The sequence below is a fragment of the Mycetohabitans sp. B2 genome, assembly GCF_021733735.1.
Classification (GTDB): Bacteria; Pseudomonadota; Gammaproteobacteria; order Burkholderiales; family Burkholderiaceae; genus Mycetohabitans; species Mycetohabitans rhizoxinica.
On the sequence record NZ_JAHKSP010000049.1, the window covers coordinates 95,780 to 111,931 of the forward strand.

Here is a 16,152-nt window from a genome sequence, read left to right on the forward strand (position 1 = left end):
GAAGTTGGAATCTCATTAATGAGCGTTACCACTATACATAGCGTACTCGTGATTCTATGCACGCGCTCCATTAAGCGGAGTAAGGAGGTCTTGCAGCGCTGTCTCGCTTTTTTCACCAGTACTTGTGGAACGATTTGACCAAAGGGTGGCCTGTAAGCTCTTGACCACCCGCTAGACATCTGAAATCCAGTAAGTATTTAACCAAGATATCTATATGGAAAATCAATCGCAACAGAATTCGGCTGCTCCAAAACAATTTCCGGTGGGGCACGATACCCAACCGCCGACGCCGATACAAAGCTTAGAAGAAAAGTTCAGTGGAGGGTACATCCCTACGCAGCAAGATCTTAGTGACCTAATCGATATGGCATCGGTGGGGTATGCTGCTGTGGGTACGCAACCGAATGGTAGTAAAAAGCCGGGATCGTGCTTGGAGTTGGATGGCAACCAAAGGTTATCGGTAAAAATCGATAATTCGACATCTGAAGGCGGTATGGGAGGGGGGCTTAGCATTAGCCCAAACGGCTTGAGCGTGGCCATCGATCCGAGTTCAGGTTTGCAGATTGATGAAGAACATCGACTGGCTATTAACAAGGATGCACTGCTTTCTGTTAATGCCTTTAAACAATTGAGTAAAGCTGAGCGACGGGCGATTTATCAGCTGCTACTGTGTCCATGAAATTTCGTTTATAGAGAGCAGGAGTTGAATTTTTCAAGCGGGGTTATGGGCGACTTTTTTGGCTATAGCGTTGCTGTGAGCGGTGATGGTGAAGTGCTGCTTGTGGGAGCCCCTGGAAAGAGTAAGGTATATATTTATAAGCCGTCCTTTTAACAGATTATGATGACAGGGTGGCGTAACAGAGTGGTGAGGTTGGGAGATCACTAATTAGCGTTACCACTAGTAATAGTATACGCATGATTTTATACATGTGGTTCGTTGAGCGGAGTAAGGTGGTCTTGCAGGGTTGTCGCACCTTATTTCACCAGTACTTGCGGAACGATCTAACGCAGGTAGTGCCACGTTCACTGAACGCTTTAAGCTTTTCCATTGACCGATTGGTCTTGGATATCGCTTCGCTCAGTTATACGCATTGGGAAACGGAATTACGCCAACGGCTGATCACGCTCCCGATTCTCGATGCCTTAGATAAGCAAACCGTCTCTGATCGAGCATGGCTGGTGCGGCTGTGCTTGAATTTGGGGATGGTAAAGCATCTGCAGCAGAGTTTTGATTCCGATACGCTCCAATGCATTACACACGCACTCAACGGCGATAAGTGCTCGCCGCGCTTAGCGATGTACTGGAATTCAACACACCGCAAGCATATCGTAGCACATCGGTCTGGACATAAAAAGTTTATTGAGCTGGAGACGCAGAAAAATAATCATTTGAAACGTAATGTCAAGCGCATTAAAGATAATTTCCTGATCGTGCAATATAGCTGCCACGATGTGTGGTTGCTCGATGTGGCTTTTCGATCGGAGTATGCGGGCGATCAGGGGAGGAAGTTTGACGATAATGGACGACAAAACCTAATTCAAATCAGCTTCAGTCCAACTATGCTGAAAGTTGACAATGATATCGTCTTTGAGACAGTTATATTTAATGCATTATGGAGAAGTAAATTTGGCTTTTCCAACAGGCTTGGCAAAACGATGGTGTTCCTTTGGGTCAAATCCTACACGTTGTTATGGCCACTCCCACTAGGTCGGCTGCTTGATGAACCGGAGGGGATCGGCGCGATGCATGCTATCACTCGTGAGAAGCTGGCTGACGCCACATTGGTCGATCCAACGACGCACGAATGGGCAACGGAGGAGAACATCAAGCAGGTTGCAGTGCTTTACGTTCTCAGGCCTGCAAGCTCTTGATGAGCCGCTGCGTACCTGGAAATCCAGTGAATATTTAACTTTAAGGTATCTATATGGAAAATCAATCGCAACAGAATTCGGCTGCCCCAAAACAATCTCCGGTGGGGCACGATACCCAATCGCCGACACCGACACAGAGCTTAAAAGAGAGGTTCAGTGAAGGGTGCATCCCTACGCAGCAAGATTTCAGTGACCTAATCGATATGGCATCGGTGGGGTATGCTGCTGTGGGTACGCAACCGGATAATAGTAAAAAGCCGGGATTAGGCTTGGAGTTAGATGGTAATCAAAGACTATCGGTGAAAATCGATAATTCGGCATCTGAAGGTGACATGAGAGGAGGGCTTAGCGTTAGCTCAAATGGGTTGAGCGTGGCCATCGATCCGAGTTCAGGTTTGCAGATTGATGAAGAACATCGACTGAAGATTGATAAGGATAATTTGCTTTCAGTCAATGCCTTTAAGCAATTGTGTAAGGATGACCGACGGGCGATTTACCAGTTACTGCTGGATTCGTATAATTTTGATAGCGGGAAGAGGCTGGTGGCTTCAGATATGGGCGCCGATGACTCGCTTGGCATTAGTGTTGCAGTAAGCAGCGACGGCCGAACATTGCTTATCGGAGCACAGAATCATAATGGTGATGCTTCTTGGGCATATATTTTTATAAAAGAGGCTGGGGAATGGAAAGAAAAACAAAAGTTGACTACTTCGGCTGGTGATGTCGGTGGTGCCAGTGTTGCTATAAGCGGCGATGGTAAAACGCTGCTTGTGGGGTCACAGAATGGCTCGGCATATGTGTTTAGGAAAGAGGAAGAGGAGTGGAAAGAAAAACAAAGGCTGGATACTAATACTAGTGTTGCTAGCCTTGCTATAAGCGAAAATGGAGAAACGATAATTATAGGAAATAATGATCGTTATAGACAAATGCCGGCATACGTGTTTACGAAGGAGGGGGATGAATGGAGAGAAAAGCAAAGGCTGACTGCTTCGAATAATGATTTATGTTTCGGTGTTAGGGTCGCCATGAGCAACAATGGGCAAATATTGCTCGTGGGAGCATTAGAAAGCCCAGATAATAAGATAGTGGCATATGTGTTTATGAAAGAGGGGGAGGAGTGGAAAGAAAAAAACAGGCTGATTGTTGAGGAGAGTGTTAACGGTTCTGGCGGTGGCGTTGCCATGAGCAGTAATGGAGAAATTCTGATTGTGGGAACAATAAATTCGAAGACTGGGGTAGCATATGTGTATATGAAAAATGGGGATGGGTGGGAGGAAAAACAAAGACTAGTTACTTCGACTCAACAAACTTACGGTGATTTGGATAATAATTTTGCTATAAGTGGCAACGGCCAAACGCTGCTTTTGGGGTCATGTGTGTTTATGAAAGAGGGAGAGGAATGGAAAGAAAAACAGATTCTAAGTTTTTCGAATGAGTTTATCCGCAGCGTTGCTGTAAGCGGCGACGGCGAAACGCTGCTTGTGGGAGAATATAAATATGGAAGTGGGAGCGAGGCGTATGTTTATGAGTAATCCACTTAACGAATTATGATGATAGTGTGGCGTGATGGGATGGTGAAATTGGAATTTCACTAATGAGTGTTGCTGCTATTAATAGTGTACGGATAATTCTACACATGCATTCCGTTGAGCGAAGTAAGGTGATCTTGCGGCGTTGCCGTAACTTATTTTACCAGTATTTGCGGGATGATCTAACGCAGGTATTGTCATTTTCACCAAACGCTTTGACTTTCTCCATGGACCGATTGGTCTTGGATGTCGGGGAACTCAATTATATGCATTGGGAAACGGAATTGCGTCAGCGGCTAATTACGCAACTCAGGCGGCGACTGCATGAGGTAAATGTATCTACTCCGCATGTCTACCTACAAGCTGAACAGCGTTCTCCCATGGAACAAGTAGGCGATGCGGCTTGTGAAGCGGACGATGAACAAACCTTCGGTCACTTGGTCTTCGGTGCCTTGCGCAGCCGAACCCTGTCTGATCGAGCATGGCTGGCGCGGCTGTGTTTGAATCCGGTGACGCTGCAGCGCCTACAGCAGACGTTTCATTTTGGCACGCTCCAGCGCATTGCGCGCGCGCTTGATGGCGATGAATGTACACATGCGCTTAGCGATGCGTCGGAGATAAACACGCTGCAAGCACGCCGCAGTACAACGGTCCAGACCTATGAGCGAGTCACGGAAGTGTTATTGCACAGCGCTGAATTATTTTTTCAACACCATCCCGAGCATCGCTTGCCCGTGGTACAGGCAAGCGATGCAGCTCGCGAAGCGGATGATGGACAAACCATCGATTACTTGGCCTTCAATGCTTTGCGCAGCCGAACTCTGCCTGATCGAGCATGGCTGGCGCGGCTGTGCTTGGATCCTGGGATGGTAAAGCGTCTACAGCAGATGCTTGATTCTGACACGCTTCAGTGCATTGCGCACGCGCTCAGCGGGGATGAATGCACCACCGTGCTTAACGATGTGCTGGGACTCGACAAGCCGCAAGCCCACCGTAGCACAACGGCCCGGACCAGTGAGCGAGTCACGGAGGTGCTGTTGCATAGCGCTGAATCATTCTTTCAGCATCATCCTGAACAGCGCTCGGCTGCGCTTATGGATATTTGGCCAATGGGCAATCGCAAGGCGGCCTTGCTTTCCCGGCCGGAGCAGCTCGCTGCACGGCAGCCGCTACCTGCATCTCAGCTTGATCTGTCCATCGATAAACCATTGTCTATCAGCGGTGCGGGCCTCGTATTGCTTTGGCCATTGCTACCTAATGTGTTGCGACGCCTGGGTCTAGTGACGGAAAAAACATTTATCGATGAGGCAGCGCAATACGGCGCCGTCAATTGGCTCGATCGCTTGGTATGGGGCGACGACGCTAACCTTGAATCGGGTGCGTTGTTTAGCAAGGCATTGTGCGCGTTACCGCTGGATGCGCCATTGCCTGAGGCGCCGCTCGACACTGAGCGGCTCGCTGAACTGAACGCGTGGCTCGATGATTTACCGACGAGTCTACCAGGCTTACAGCGCTGTGGCGTGCCTGACATACAGCAACTGTTTTTACAACGGACAGGTTACTTGACGCAACGTGCCGGGCAATGGACCGTGCATGTCGACGCCGATGCCAGTGACGTTTTATTGCGCGACATCTGCTGGCCAATGCAAGCCGTACTGCTGCCATGGCTTGAAAAGCCCATTGTGGTTGATTGGGCGCTAACCGACAATGCATACCGATGAAAAACGACTTACCTGGCCTCAATATACCGACGGACATGATGAGCCTTCTGCCGCATGTCGAGCGGCTCGATTTGCTGCTGCAGCGTCGGCTGCACACGCTCGAGCAGCATTCGGATGATCGTCTGATGCTGCAGGCGCTGATGTTGCCACCCGAAACGCTTGCTGAGCGCCTTGAGCGACCGACCGGTGTACCAGCGTGGTTTGTCCCGTCTCACGAGACGATGCCGCCGCCCCCACCCACAACCGGTCGATTGGCTCAGGTAGTCGCGCGCTTTGGTTTGTCAGACCTTGAGCGTGACCTATTGATACTTAGCTTGTTACCTCGCTTAGATAGCCGCTACGGAGTATTATTGGCCTATGCGCAGCAAGACGAGGCGCGTCGTTGGCCTACACTGGATTGGGCGTTAAGCTTATTGTGCCCGGATAACCAGACCCGCCTTGCGCAGCAAGCTCGCCTGGGCGCCAACGCGCCGCTATTTGCACACGGTTTAGTGCGCCAGCCAAAAACGGGTGAGGTACTGCAGGACCTCAAAATTAATCCATCTGTTTATTACTATCTGATTGGCGGCGATGTGGCATTGCCCGCGCGTTGCGCCGATTGGCTAACGTCGGTAGCTGGTGCGCATGCGCCCAATTTTATCGCCGCGCTCGCGCGCGATTGGCATATGCCTGACACGATCACCCCGGTGGTCGCTGTAAAAGGCGAGGGGGGAGGTACGGCGCTTGCCGAGGCTGCCGCGTCAGTGGGGCGTCGCGCGCTTCAGCTGAATTTAGCTAGCTTACCCGACGAAGACGATGACGCATGGGCCGTACTGGATCAAGTGCTACGTGAAGCCCGCTTATGGGATCTATGCCTCGTGTTGGCCGCGTCCGATATACTGGCCGACACGCGGCCTCGGCTGTTTGCGCCGTTTGCGCGTCAAATCGCCGCGCATTCAGCGCCAGTGGCCGTGCTCGTCACCAGCCAACCCGTGTGGTTCGGTACACGCGCGCAGGTATTTTATGATATGCCGCCACGTTCAATGGTGCACGATGTGAAATGGTTGCGTGAACAGCTGGCTCCATGGGCAAAAGCATCAGAAGTCGACAAGCTGGATTTGGACACGCTGGTGCAACGCTTCCGGCCAACTCCGGAAACGGCAACGCATACATTGCAAGAGGCAGATGGTTACCGTCGGCAACGCGGTCAAGATGCCGTGTTGGAGATGGCAGATCTAATAAAAGCATTTGGATTGCGTGCACAGCGTCAGTTTGGCTCGCTCGCCCAGCGCCTAACGCCCAAGCGGAATTGGGATGACTTGATGCTGCCCGACGACGTGCAACACCAGTTACGAGAAGTCCAGGCGGCAATCCATCATCGGGAAAACGTGCTTGCGCGCGGTTTTGCACGCAAGCTTGGAAACAATACCGGTATTAGCGCACTCTTTTACGGCGATTCGGGTACCGGTAAAACTCTAGCTGCTGAGGTGTTGGCTAGCGAACTCGGTGTTGATCTGATCCGAGTTGATCTGTCGACGGTGGTCAACAAATATATTGGTGAAACCGAAAAGCATCTGGCGCGGATTTTTGATTTGGCTGCAGCCGACTCAGGGGTTTTGTTTTTTGATGAAGCCGATGCGCTGTTCGGTAAGCGGAGCGAAGTCAAAGACGCGCAGGATCGCCATGCCAATATTGAAGTGGCTTACCTGCTGCAGCGGCTCGAAGCCTATCCTGGGCTGGTGATCTTATCGACAAATCACCGTGCGCATTTAGACGATGCGTTCACGCGTCGGCTCACGTTCATGATCCGTTTTACCTTTCCCAACGCGGCAGTTCGCGAACGGATGTGGCGCTCGATCTGGCCTGCGACTATCGCGCTGGCCGACGATGTGGACCTAACACGACTTGCGCGACAGGCCGAAATTACCGGAGGTAATATTCGCAATATCGCGTTGCTTGCCACTTGGTTAGCTGTTGACGAAGGAGCACCCTGCGTGGGGTGGGTGCACCTCGAGCGGGCGGCACAGCGTGAGCTAGGCAAAATGGGGCGCTTATGGGCGCGGGATGACGATTAAGCTGGAACTAAATAATGGACATAACTAGAAAATCGGATGATAAGCTACTCGAATTGAATGAACGCATTCAAGAAGCAATCGAGTTATATGTTCCCAAAGATTTGAATTTGGCAATCCGTTTCGACTTGCCAGAACAGGGGAAGGTCAACGACCCTACGGTCAGCGTATTTTTATATGATATACAAGAAGATTTGCAGTTGCGCAACAGCGAAAGCCGACTCTATGACGCAAATACAGGCAGAACGGCGCCGGGTTGTATACAAGTGCGTTGTTGCTATCTAATCACATACTGGGAGAAGTCCCAAAACAGCGATAGCCCAGCGGTGCAGGGGGCGAGAAGTGACGCGATGGTTCGGATGAATTGGGTGCTCAATGCATTGGTCAATCACCGTACGTTGCCGGGTTTGTCTGCCTATTGCCGAGTTCTGCCGCCAGCTGAGCATTTAACAAGTTTAGGCGCATTTTGGCAAGCGTTAGGTAATAAGCCAAGACTCAGTTTGAGTTATATGGTTACCGTGCCCATTGCGCTGACCGATCTAAGTGAACCATCCCCCCCTGTACGTGAAACTATTAGTGACGTGCAGTCCAAACCAGCGATCGATTTATACAGGCAGGCTGAGCATCTATTGCGTGACAAGCTGAGCAATGCAGTTGACGGAATGAACGGGGATGCCATTGAACTTGAAAAAGTAAAAATTTGCTGTAATCCGGTACCGGGGCAAGATATGGTTGATGTTAAATTGTCCGGCGTTGTATCGAAGGATATAGGCGGGAAGATCACGCAAATCGTCGATGCGTGGCGTGGCACGACCATCTCTCTTGCAGAGGATGTGAGTTTGACCCTCGAGAATGTGGATGATACAGCGCTAATTTGCGCATAGTAGAAAGTGAATCGAATTTTCAAAAGTAAAGATTGGGTGCCACTTAATCGTATTTAAATATCGGATAAAAATGCTAAAACAGATGCGCCTTAATAAAGAAACAAGGAAAAATCATAAAATTGAGAGCCTTGGTGAAGAGCATGCTGATATGCGTCCTGAAGTTAAACTTTCTCAAATTTCGATGCTAGGCGCACACGATGCTGGGACATATCAGTTTAGCCGAAAAAAAGCGAAAGGGATCGATAGCTTAGGAACATTGTTTCCTGGTGGTTTCAAATGCCAATCTTTGAGCTTGGTCGAACAAGCCCAGGCAGGAGTTAAATACTTTGATATTAGAGTAAAGAAGGGGTGGGCGGGAAAATTTAGATTTTTTCATGAGTATAGTAGAACGGGAAATGACGCGCTTGCTGAAGTGATGGATTTGTTTAATTATGCCGTCAATGATAAGGATAATTTATATATATTTAAGATGCATTTTGACAAAAAGGATGCGGATGATTTTCTTCGCAATTTTGTAATTAGATACAGGAGGCATCTGATATATGATTATAAGGGTAATGATAATGACAATGAATGCGGTAATGGCAAGGGGGATAATAATGGACAGGAGGGCAGGCCGCTTGGTAGTTTTACCGTGGGAGAGACGCTTTGTCGCGGTAAAAATATTTTAATTATGGTGAACCATGCGGAAGATTCATTTAAATTTTCCACTGCAAGTAAATATGTATGGGATTATAAGGGTAGCGCTCATTCCAAATGGGCAAATAAAGCTAGCGGTAAGAAAACGGCAAAACATATTTTAAATTTTCATGGTGAAATGGGGTTTGAAAATAAAAAAATATCTATTATTCAGTGCAATATGCCGCTCAGAATATTGCCGACACCAAAATCGGTAAAAAATCTGGCCAAAGATGAACACCGTGATGTAATTTCGGCTATTAATTCAATTCGTAGAATAAATGAATACCTAGGGGTTGTTTCTATTGATTACGTTGGAAGAGAAAATATTTCATCAACAGGGGAAATTAAGGAGTTGATCAGAACGGCCAATAGACCACTTATGAAGACAGCATGCTAGTTCCTATGTAGTGGAAGGCTGGTTAAATCGCTAGTTACCTGATATAAAGGAAGAAGCGTAAATGCGCAGTCATGAGCCTCAAATACTGAAATGGGAACAGACGTGGGCTGACCCCACGAGAGTCGTGTTCATGTATTGCAGTCACCCCGCGCGTGCGCAGTTGGACGGTTCAGCGGACTGATTGCGCCGATCTTGCAGGCGGGCGGGCTACGCTGGCCGGTCGCGGCCACCATCGCGCCGTGGCCTAGTATGAACCATGCGCCAGCGCTGCCGATACGCAACCCACACTTTGCAGATCCGGTCGGGGGACGGCGCGCTGGTCATGGATTTGTGGATCGTGTATGTGCCGCTGGATGCGGCGCAGCGTACCAACCGCGCGTTCGGCCTGTTTTCCATCCGTAAGCCGAAAATGCCGTTCGCGCTGAACCTGGCCTGGCCGCTGCTGATCTGGTTCACCGAGCGCATCTTCAAGGAGGACCGCTGGGTCGTGGAGCGAGAGCAAGAAGCCCACGACCGGCAGGGTGCGGATTGGAACCACGAGGTGTTCCCAGTGATCAATGATTTGCGCGACTTGCTGCGCCGCTGTGGCGGCCGCACGAAGATCCCGATTCGTGAGGTGGGCAACAGGGCCTAACGTCCCACAGGTTTTCATTATTTTAACCGAATCCATTTCGTTCTTGAGATCGCCCTCGGACGTCGATCTGCGGGTCCCGGACAGCCGTAAATTTTGATTAGCCGATAGCTCATTATTGATTTCGTCTAAATTCGTTTAACTCATATTTCATGGTCTTTGCTCAGGCTGGACTCATTCATCGAGTGGCCGCGTCATTCTGCGTTATGTTTGCCTTCTTCCAAAAGTAGTTTACTAAACTCCGGCTGGTTATGTTTGTCGGGGCAGACCAGATAGCCAAGCCGGGCTATTTTTCTCTGCATGGGATTACATCCGCTTATCGCTTTTCGCCCTTGTGCTTGGCTCCCAATGCAGGCTGCTCCTTCCCTGAATTTAGCGAAGTCGGCTGGTTCATGCTGGAAATTTTGCCTTGAATATACAGTTTATAATGCTCAGCGTTTTTTGGAATATCAGTTAGTAAATGATGGGAGGGCCCGGATTGGTTGGTTTTCATCCTGTCCTTGATGGAATCAAGAAATTTAATAATATTATTATATTCTTTTCCGTTTTTATTAAGCATGTCTTTGTTAACAGATTGCGCATATTCGCTTTTTGGGTTGGGGAAGTCAAGTTCGCCCAGCTCAGACTTGTATTCCTCGTATGGTCTCTCAGCGCCCGGCACAAGGGTTATAATATATTCATACTCACCTAATTTGCTATTATTAAAATTTTTTATATTTTGATTGCTTAACGTCATGCGCAATTCATCTGGGCGAATTTTGTCAAATGTGTGTTTTTTGTAGTTAATGCCTGTGTAAAGTCCGCCCAAGTGAGTTTTTGTGAATCTAAGGTTGTTGTAATTTTCTATATCTTTCGTTTCGCCGTTGAAGAGGATAAATTCCCAACACCATGGATTGGTTTGCCTCTTTAAAAATCGATTAATGGTTTTTGCAACGCTGCTTGTGAGATTTTTTGAGTATTCGTCTTTGTTTTTCTCGTCTGATGGTTTTCCCTTCATCTCAATTTCTATGCGAAACGGATTATTTGTTTCTTTAAAATAATTTTGAGCTTTTTGTTTGGATAGGTTGAGAAGATGTTCAAGTGAAATAAAATTGCTTCCTTCTCCGTTCCGACGTATTTTATACAATTCTTCTGCATTTAAATGATCAATCGACTTTTCTTCGTCGATATATGGGTGTGATGCGCTATCTGAAAGTTGTTCTTTTATTTTGCCTTCGTGGCTCAGAATTGGTACGTTATCTTTTGATAAAAAAACATCACATTCAACGCCGTCGAGTCCGGGTTGCAATTCTGTGCCGGCAGCATTAAATGCTGCCTGAAATGCACTTACTGAATTTTCCGCGGGCCTATCGGTACGTCGCTTATCAGTAAGCTTAATTAGGCCGCCACGCGTTCGGTTGGTGGGGCCGTGTCCCCGATGTGCAATAATACTAATGCCGTCACTACGCTGCGCCATTTTTAGACGTAGCGCTCTTTGTACTTCATCGACGATTGGAACATACGTCCCTTCATCTTGGCCTTCTTCTGCTCCTTTGAGTGATGAAACCAGCGGGCTAAGTCCATAATAGGCATTTGCTTCACGAGCCGTAGTATTTTTATTCTTTTGTGCCTGAGTGATGGCTTTTTCTACTATCTCAATCACGCTCGAAGATAAGCCTTCGGGAACCGTTTCTTCTTTCCAGTCAGGGTCAAATTTATTATTTAATCCAAATACAACTGTTGCCACGATGTCATCGATAGTTTCGATGTCTGCTTTATCTAAAAGATGTAAGGATCGGTCGATTTTTCTAAATGTTCTTTTTTTAAAATCTTTCATATATTAAAATTGTAAATTTTTCTGGATTTTTGACGTCAGGAAGTTTTAATGTAAAGTGTTCAGCGTACTGACTAATCCTCATTTCCTACAACGGTTCGGATTATGTAACACAACGTTGGCTGTGCCAAGTCGCTTTACGCACTTGTCGGTGGCTTGTTCGGCAGACTGTATTTCGGCTTTCTTCACTATACAGTACTTGCGTATCGCAGCCATGGTCTTCGCTAACAAAACGGTCCGTTATTAAGCCATTCGTCGCGTCGATCGATGAGCCTGTCGTTGGGTTTCGCAGCATTGTGATGCTCGTGCTCGCTGGCATTGTTAGGGTTAAAGAATGAGTCGGGGCAGCCTAGGGCAAAGCTACCGGCTTGCCGGCTTTCCATTGCATATAAGGCTACTTGAGCGCTGTTGGATGCGGCATTCAGATTGAAGTCCATCGGCAAGCTCGGTAATGAGTGAAACAAGCGCAACGAGAAGCGATGCTGCGCAACAAGTTAGCTGAAAGCACGTGAAAAACCACGGAGGAGAGCAGAAATGGTTAAATTTTTGGCGGCTAATGCATTGGTGATAAGCGTGCCGGGTCAGCAAATTATGGCGAGTGATCACCAGCGAGCGAGCAGAAGAAGGCCAAGATGAAGGGACGTATGTTCCAATCGTCGATGAAGTACAAAGAGCGCTACGTCTAAACGAGTAGGTTGCTTGAGGCATCGGCAAGGGCAACAAGCAGCATTTCGTGCCAGGCCGGCCATTGCGTGTGAACGAATGTACGTTGGTGCTCCACTTGCCCGTCGAGCAATATCGCATCGAATGCCACGTCCTGGTACCGGCCGTAGCCGAGCAGGTCGGGCGCGGCATGCGTGCGTCGGCACAGCCGCCCGAATGCGCCGCGTGACGGCAAGACCGACGTGATCACGCTTGTGGCGCTACGTGCGTCGCGATCTCCGGAAAGATCCGGTAACCAGCGTAATCGGGATCGCTCTGCAGAACTGCGTCGAACCGGTTACGATTGGTTCGGCATTACGGATCGCGCAATAATTCGATCGTCAGATCGCCTCGTACAGCGGCAGCGTCAGGAAGTCGATGAACGTGTCCGATGTCGACATCTGTCCGAAGATCTGCGCGGCCCGATTGTATGGCGCAGTGTCGCCTGAGGCTACCCCCAAATCAGTGCCGTTCTAAAGTGGAAATTTCCGGCTCTTCGGGGTGGGCCGAATCGGCCCGGGGCCTGCACTGGCAGGCGAACTCGGCAGGCGTCATCCACTGCAGTGCCCAGTGGGGACGCGCCTCATTATAGTACTGGCGCCAGGCCTCGATTTTGCGCTTGGCATCCTCGAGCGACAAGAACCCATGCTCGTTTAGGCATTCCTCACGCAAGCGCCCGTTAAACGACTCGTTCTTGGCGTTATCGGTTGGCTTGCCAGGACGAGAGAAGTCAATCTCAACGCCCCTCTCATACGCCCACTTGTCGAGCACCTTGGAGATGAATTCGCTGCCATTGTCTGCCTTGATGAAGCGCGGTAACGGCCGGCTCACAGCAATGCGATCTAGCGCCGCCACAACGTCCTCACCACGTAGCGTGGCGCCTACCTGCGTCATGGCCCCCTTCCCACGGGCTTGTGCTTCTTCGGCTCGCATCGAGTCTCTACCGTCCTAGTCGCGGTCATTCATGTTCGGCCCTTCGGTCGTACCGCACCTATTATGGCCTCTGCTGACTTCTGCACAGCCATCCCAACGCCTCTCGACGTCAGTAGCACTTTGGCAGCCGTGCAGATCTCCCCGGGTATTGCGCACCCACCTTCACGCTTATGCCTGTCGGATATACGCCGCATCGTTCCGTGCAAGTTTCGGGCTTTGACCTTTCATGCTGCCTCACCCCAACTCGGCGCCTCGTATCCGCTTCCTGTTCGTCAGGCCAGCGCTTTGCCTCGGGCTTCCTCCAGATTCGCAGTCGCCCGCGACATCCTTGCCTCTGGCTAACACTTCCCCTTGCCGGGCGTGTAGAGGACTTTCACCTCCTATAGTGAGTGCGCCCTGCTGGGCGCACACAAAAAAATGGCGCCGCAAAGGGCGCCATCGTCTCGGAACGTCGGGCCATCGCTGGCCCGCTCGCGCCAGAACGGTTAGTCGTCGTAGCGTGACGTACGGCGATCGTCATCCCGCCGGCGCGCCGGCCCGCGTGAATCCGCAAAACCGCCCCGGCCACGGTCATTGCTGGCGCGGGCATCACTGAATCCGCCGCGATAGCCGGCATCGCGGCCGCCGCCTTCGCGGCTACTGCCAGCGCCGTGCCGCGCGTTGCCGTAGCCGTTGCCCGTTCCTCGTCCTTGATAACCGCCGGCACCCCGCCCGTTGCCACGCGGCGGCGCGCCGCGACGTGCCGGTGCACGCGTGGACGGTGCCCGCTTGGGCTCGAATCCGGCGATCACGTTAACAGGCAGCGGTGTACGCACGAATCGCTCGATTCGCTTTAGGGTGCCGACTTCAGCATGGTGCACGAGGCTGACGGCGATGCCGCTGCGCCCCGCACGTCCAGTCCGGCCGATCCGGTGCACGTAGTCTTCCGCGAATTTGGGCAAATCGTAGTTGAACACATGCGTGATGCCGGGTATGTCGATGCCACGCGCGGCGACATCGGTCGCGACCAACACGCGCACGCGTCGTTCACGCAAAGCGCGGATTGTCCGGTTGCGCGCGCCTTGCGGCAGATCGCCATGCAACGCGGCGGAGGCGAAGCCGTCTTCGGCCAGCCTGGCGGCGATCACGTCCGCGTCGTTCTTTGTCGCAGTGAACACAATCGCCTGATCAAGCGCGCCGTCAGCCAGTAGATGCGTCAGCAGCCGATCCTTATGGGCGCGGTCGTCGACGTAGTGGACGGACTGCGCAATGTTCGCGCGCGACTCTGGCTCACGACGAATTTCGATCCGTTCGGCGTCGCTGAGAAAGCGCTGCGCCAACGATCCCACTTTGCCGTCGAGCGTTGCCGAGAACAGCAGCGTTTGCCGTGTGGCCGGGGTGCGGTCGATGATGGCTTCGATGTCTTCGATGAACCCCATGTCGAGCATCCGGTCGGCTTCGTCGAGCACCAGCATCTGCAACTGAGACAGGTCGATGCGGCCGCGCTCGAGATGATCGATCAGCCGGCCGGGGGTGGCCACCAGGATTTCGGGGTTCTTCGCCAGCAGCATCAATTGCTGGCCATAGGCGACCCCGCCCAGAATGCTGACTGTGCGCAGCCGCCGCAGGTGCTTGCCATAGGTGGTCGCCGCGGTGGTCACTTGCATTGCGAGTTCGCGTGTCGGTGTCAGTACCAGCAACGCCGGTCTGGCGACAGGCTGCTCGCGGCGATGACGGCGCTCGCCCCGGTCACCGCGCTGTGCCTGATGTACGGGCTGGTTCGCGCGCTGGCCAAGCGTGCCGGCTTTTTGCATCTGCGCGAAGCGCTCGATCGCGGGCAGCATGAATGCCGCGGTCTTGCCCGAGCCGGTCGGGCTCGAGACCAGCAGATCGCGGCCGGCGAGTGCAGCCGGTATCGCGCGCTGCTGGACCGGCGTCGGCGCCTGATAGCCGGCAGCAGTCAGCGCGGAGACGATCTCTGGCGATAGGCCGAGCGCGATAAAGCCGTCGCCGTGAGGGGTGTCGCTGTTCGCCGTGTCGGCGGGCTGTGCAGCGTCAACGGCCGCGCTTGCTGTGGAGCCGGGCTGTGCGGCTATCGACGTGGCCATCGCATCGGGTGCAGGCGTGGCGGCTACTGCGTGCACCGTCGTGGCAGGGGCGGCTTCAGCAGCCGGCGTGGGCACCGCCGGTGCGTCGCCGTGCGACACGGGGGCATCGTTGCCGAAAAGTTCACGCGCCAGCGCGCCGAGTGACGAGGGGGAATTCGAGGTCATGACGATCCTATGAGTTTCGCGCCTGCGGCGCGAACCGGTCCGGAAAAATGCGAGAGGCGCCAATCGGCAGCCACGATCGTCGGATGCGATGAACGATATTTGTTCATCAGATCGAAAAACGGGCATGGCTCGTGAAATGCGAGCCGATGTTAGAACCTGTAACGGTGCGAACCGCCCAACGCGGAAACGCGAACCTTGCTCGGTCTACAACCGCACCCAAAAGTGGGCAAAGGTGGGAGGGGACAGTTTCTAAACGGGGATTGGAGCACAACGCTGTAAAAACGCGCGACCAGGCCAAATAATACAGTTCGCCGGCGCGCGCGAAGTATTGATTCTATCTGAATTTGCTGCGCTGTGCCACCTGCTGCGAGTAAGATCTCGCTGTGCCCGCCGGCGCGGGCGCGCGGCATCACGACGCGGTGCCGTTCTTTAACGATTCGACCAACTCGGCGTATTGGTGCTTGGCGGTGTCCTGCGACGTGCCTTTCAGCGCGGCCCAGGCATCGTACTTGTACTTGCCGACGATATCGGCTAAGCCAGGCTTGTCACCGTGCACGTCGCCTTTGGTGGCTTGCTTGAATAGCGCGTACAAGCGCAGCAACGTTAGGTTGCTGGGGCGCTCCGACAATTGCTTAACTTCGTCCTGTGCTTGTGCGAACCGCGCATCGATCTCACGCATCGTGACC

At 51.8% G+C, this 16,152-nt stretch carries 13 protein-coding genes and 2 pseudogenes; 9 read left to right on the forward strand and 6 right to left on the reverse strand.

All coding sequences use genetic code 11. The features are described from left to right. Positions 1 to 214: 214 nt before the first annotated feature. The 9 genes and pseudogenes from KPG66_RS12680 to KPG66_RS12715 all read left to right on the forward strand — a co-directional run. Positions 215 to 679: a hypothetical protein gene (locus tag KPG66_RS12680; RefSeq protein WP_237071073.1), complete on the forward strand. Its 465-nt coding sequence runs from the start codon at positions 215 to 217 to the stop codon at positions 677 to 679. Positions 680 to 703: 24 nt separating this feature from the next. Continuing rightward, on the forward strand, positions 704 to 832 hold the full coding sequence (locus KPG66_RS18040; RefSeq protein WP_442929440.1) for a hypothetical protein: 129 nt from the start codon (positions 704 to 706) through the stop codon (positions 830 to 832). A 230-nt stretch (positions 833 to 1,062) separates the two neighbouring features. Beyond that, on the forward strand, positions 1,063 to 1,872 hold the full coding sequence (locus tag KPG66_RS12685) for a hypothetical protein (protein WP_237071074.1): 810 nt from the start codon (positions 1,063 to 1,065) through the stop codon (positions 1,870 to 1,872). A gap of 53 nt (positions 1,873 to 1,925) precedes the next feature. Next, on the forward strand, positions 1,926 to 3,404 hold the full coding sequence (locus KPG66_RS12690) for a WD40 repeat domain-containing protein (RefSeq protein ID WP_237071075.1): 1,479 nt from the start codon (positions 1,926 to 1,928) through the stop codon (positions 3,402 to 3,404). 62 nt (positions 3,405 to 3,466) lie between these two features. After that, the gene (locus KPG66_RS12695; protein WP_272907083.1) at positions 3,467 to 5,122 is read left to right on the forward strand and encodes a contractile injection system tape measure protein; all 1,656 of its coding nucleotides are present in this window, start codon (positions 3,467 to 3,469) and stop codon (positions 5,120 to 5,122) included. Positions 5,123 to 5,160: 38 nt separating this feature from the next. After that, a complete protein-coding gene (locus KPG66_RS12700) occupies positions 5,161 to 7,176 on the forward strand; it encodes an ATP-binding protein (RefSeq protein ID WP_237071077.1) in 2,016 nt (671 codons plus the stop codon). Between the two features lie 53 nt (positions 7,177 to 7,229). Beyond that, positions 7,230 to 8,057, forward strand: a complete 828-nt coding sequence (locus KPG66_RS12705) for a DUF4255 domain-containing protein (RefSeq protein ID WP_237071078.1) — start codon at positions 7,230 to 7,232, stop codon at positions 8,055 to 8,057. Between the two features lie 70 nt (positions 8,058 to 8,127). Further along, positions 8,128 to 9,135: a hypothetical protein gene (locus KPG66_RS12710; RefSeq protein WP_237071079.1), complete on the forward strand. Its 1,008-nt coding sequence runs from the start codon at positions 8,128 to 8,130 to the stop codon at positions 9,133 to 9,135. 280 nt (positions 9,136 to 9,415) lie between these two features. Then, positions 9,416 to 9,769, forward strand: a pseudogene (locus KPG66_RS12715) (aromatic ring-hydroxylating dioxygenase subunit alpha); the annotation flags it as partial. A gap of 313 nt (positions 9,770 to 10,082) precedes the next feature. On the opposite strand, the gene KPG66_RS12720 reads toward KPG66_RS12715, so the two are convergent. The 6 genes and pseudogenes from KPG66_RS12720 to KPG66_RS12745 all read right to left on the reverse strand — a co-directional run bounded on the left by KPG66_RS12720 (position 10,083) and on the right by KPG66_RS12745 (position 16,145). Further along, positions 10,083 to 11,582, reverse strand: coding sequence for a glycerophosphodiester phosphodiesterase (locus tag KPG66_RS12720; RefSeq protein WP_237071080.1), 1,500 nt, complete (start codon positions 11,580 to 11,582; stop codon positions 10,083 to 10,085). Between the two features lie 221 nt (positions 11,583 to 11,803). Beyond that, on the reverse strand, positions 11,804 to 12,016 hold the full coding sequence (locus KPG66_RS12725) for a hypothetical protein (protein ID WP_237071081.1): 213 nt from the start codon (positions 12,014 to 12,016) through the stop codon (positions 11,804 to 11,806). Between the two features lie 245 nt (positions 12,017 to 12,261). Continuing rightward, positions 12,262 to 12,492 carry a hypothetical protein gene (locus KPG66_RS12730; RefSeq protein ID WP_237071082.1) on the reverse strand — a complete coding sequence of 77 codons (231 nt, stop codon included), beginning with the start codon at positions 12,490 to 12,492 and terminating at the stop codon, positions 12,262 to 12,264. A gap of 251 nt (positions 12,493 to 12,743) precedes the next feature. Next, positions 12,744 to 13,169: pseudogene (locus KPG66_RS12735) on the reverse strand (integrase core domain-containing protein); the annotation flags it as partial. A 530-nt stretch (positions 13,170 to 13,699) separates the two neighbouring features. After that, positions 13,700 to 15,301, reverse strand: a complete 1,602-nt coding sequence (locus KPG66_RS12740) for a DEAD/DEAH box helicase (RefSeq protein ID WP_157864622.1) — start codon at positions 15,299 to 15,301, stop codon at positions 13,700 to 13,702. Positions 15,302 to 15,875: 574 nt separating this feature from the next. After that, positions 15,876 to 16,145 (reverse strand): acyl-CoA-binding protein, encoded by a 270-nt coding sequence (locus tag KPG66_RS12745; protein WP_237071083.1) that lies wholly within the window; start codon positions 16,143 to 16,145, stop codon positions 15,876 to 15,878. Positions 16,146 to 16,152: the final 7 nt, after the last annotated feature.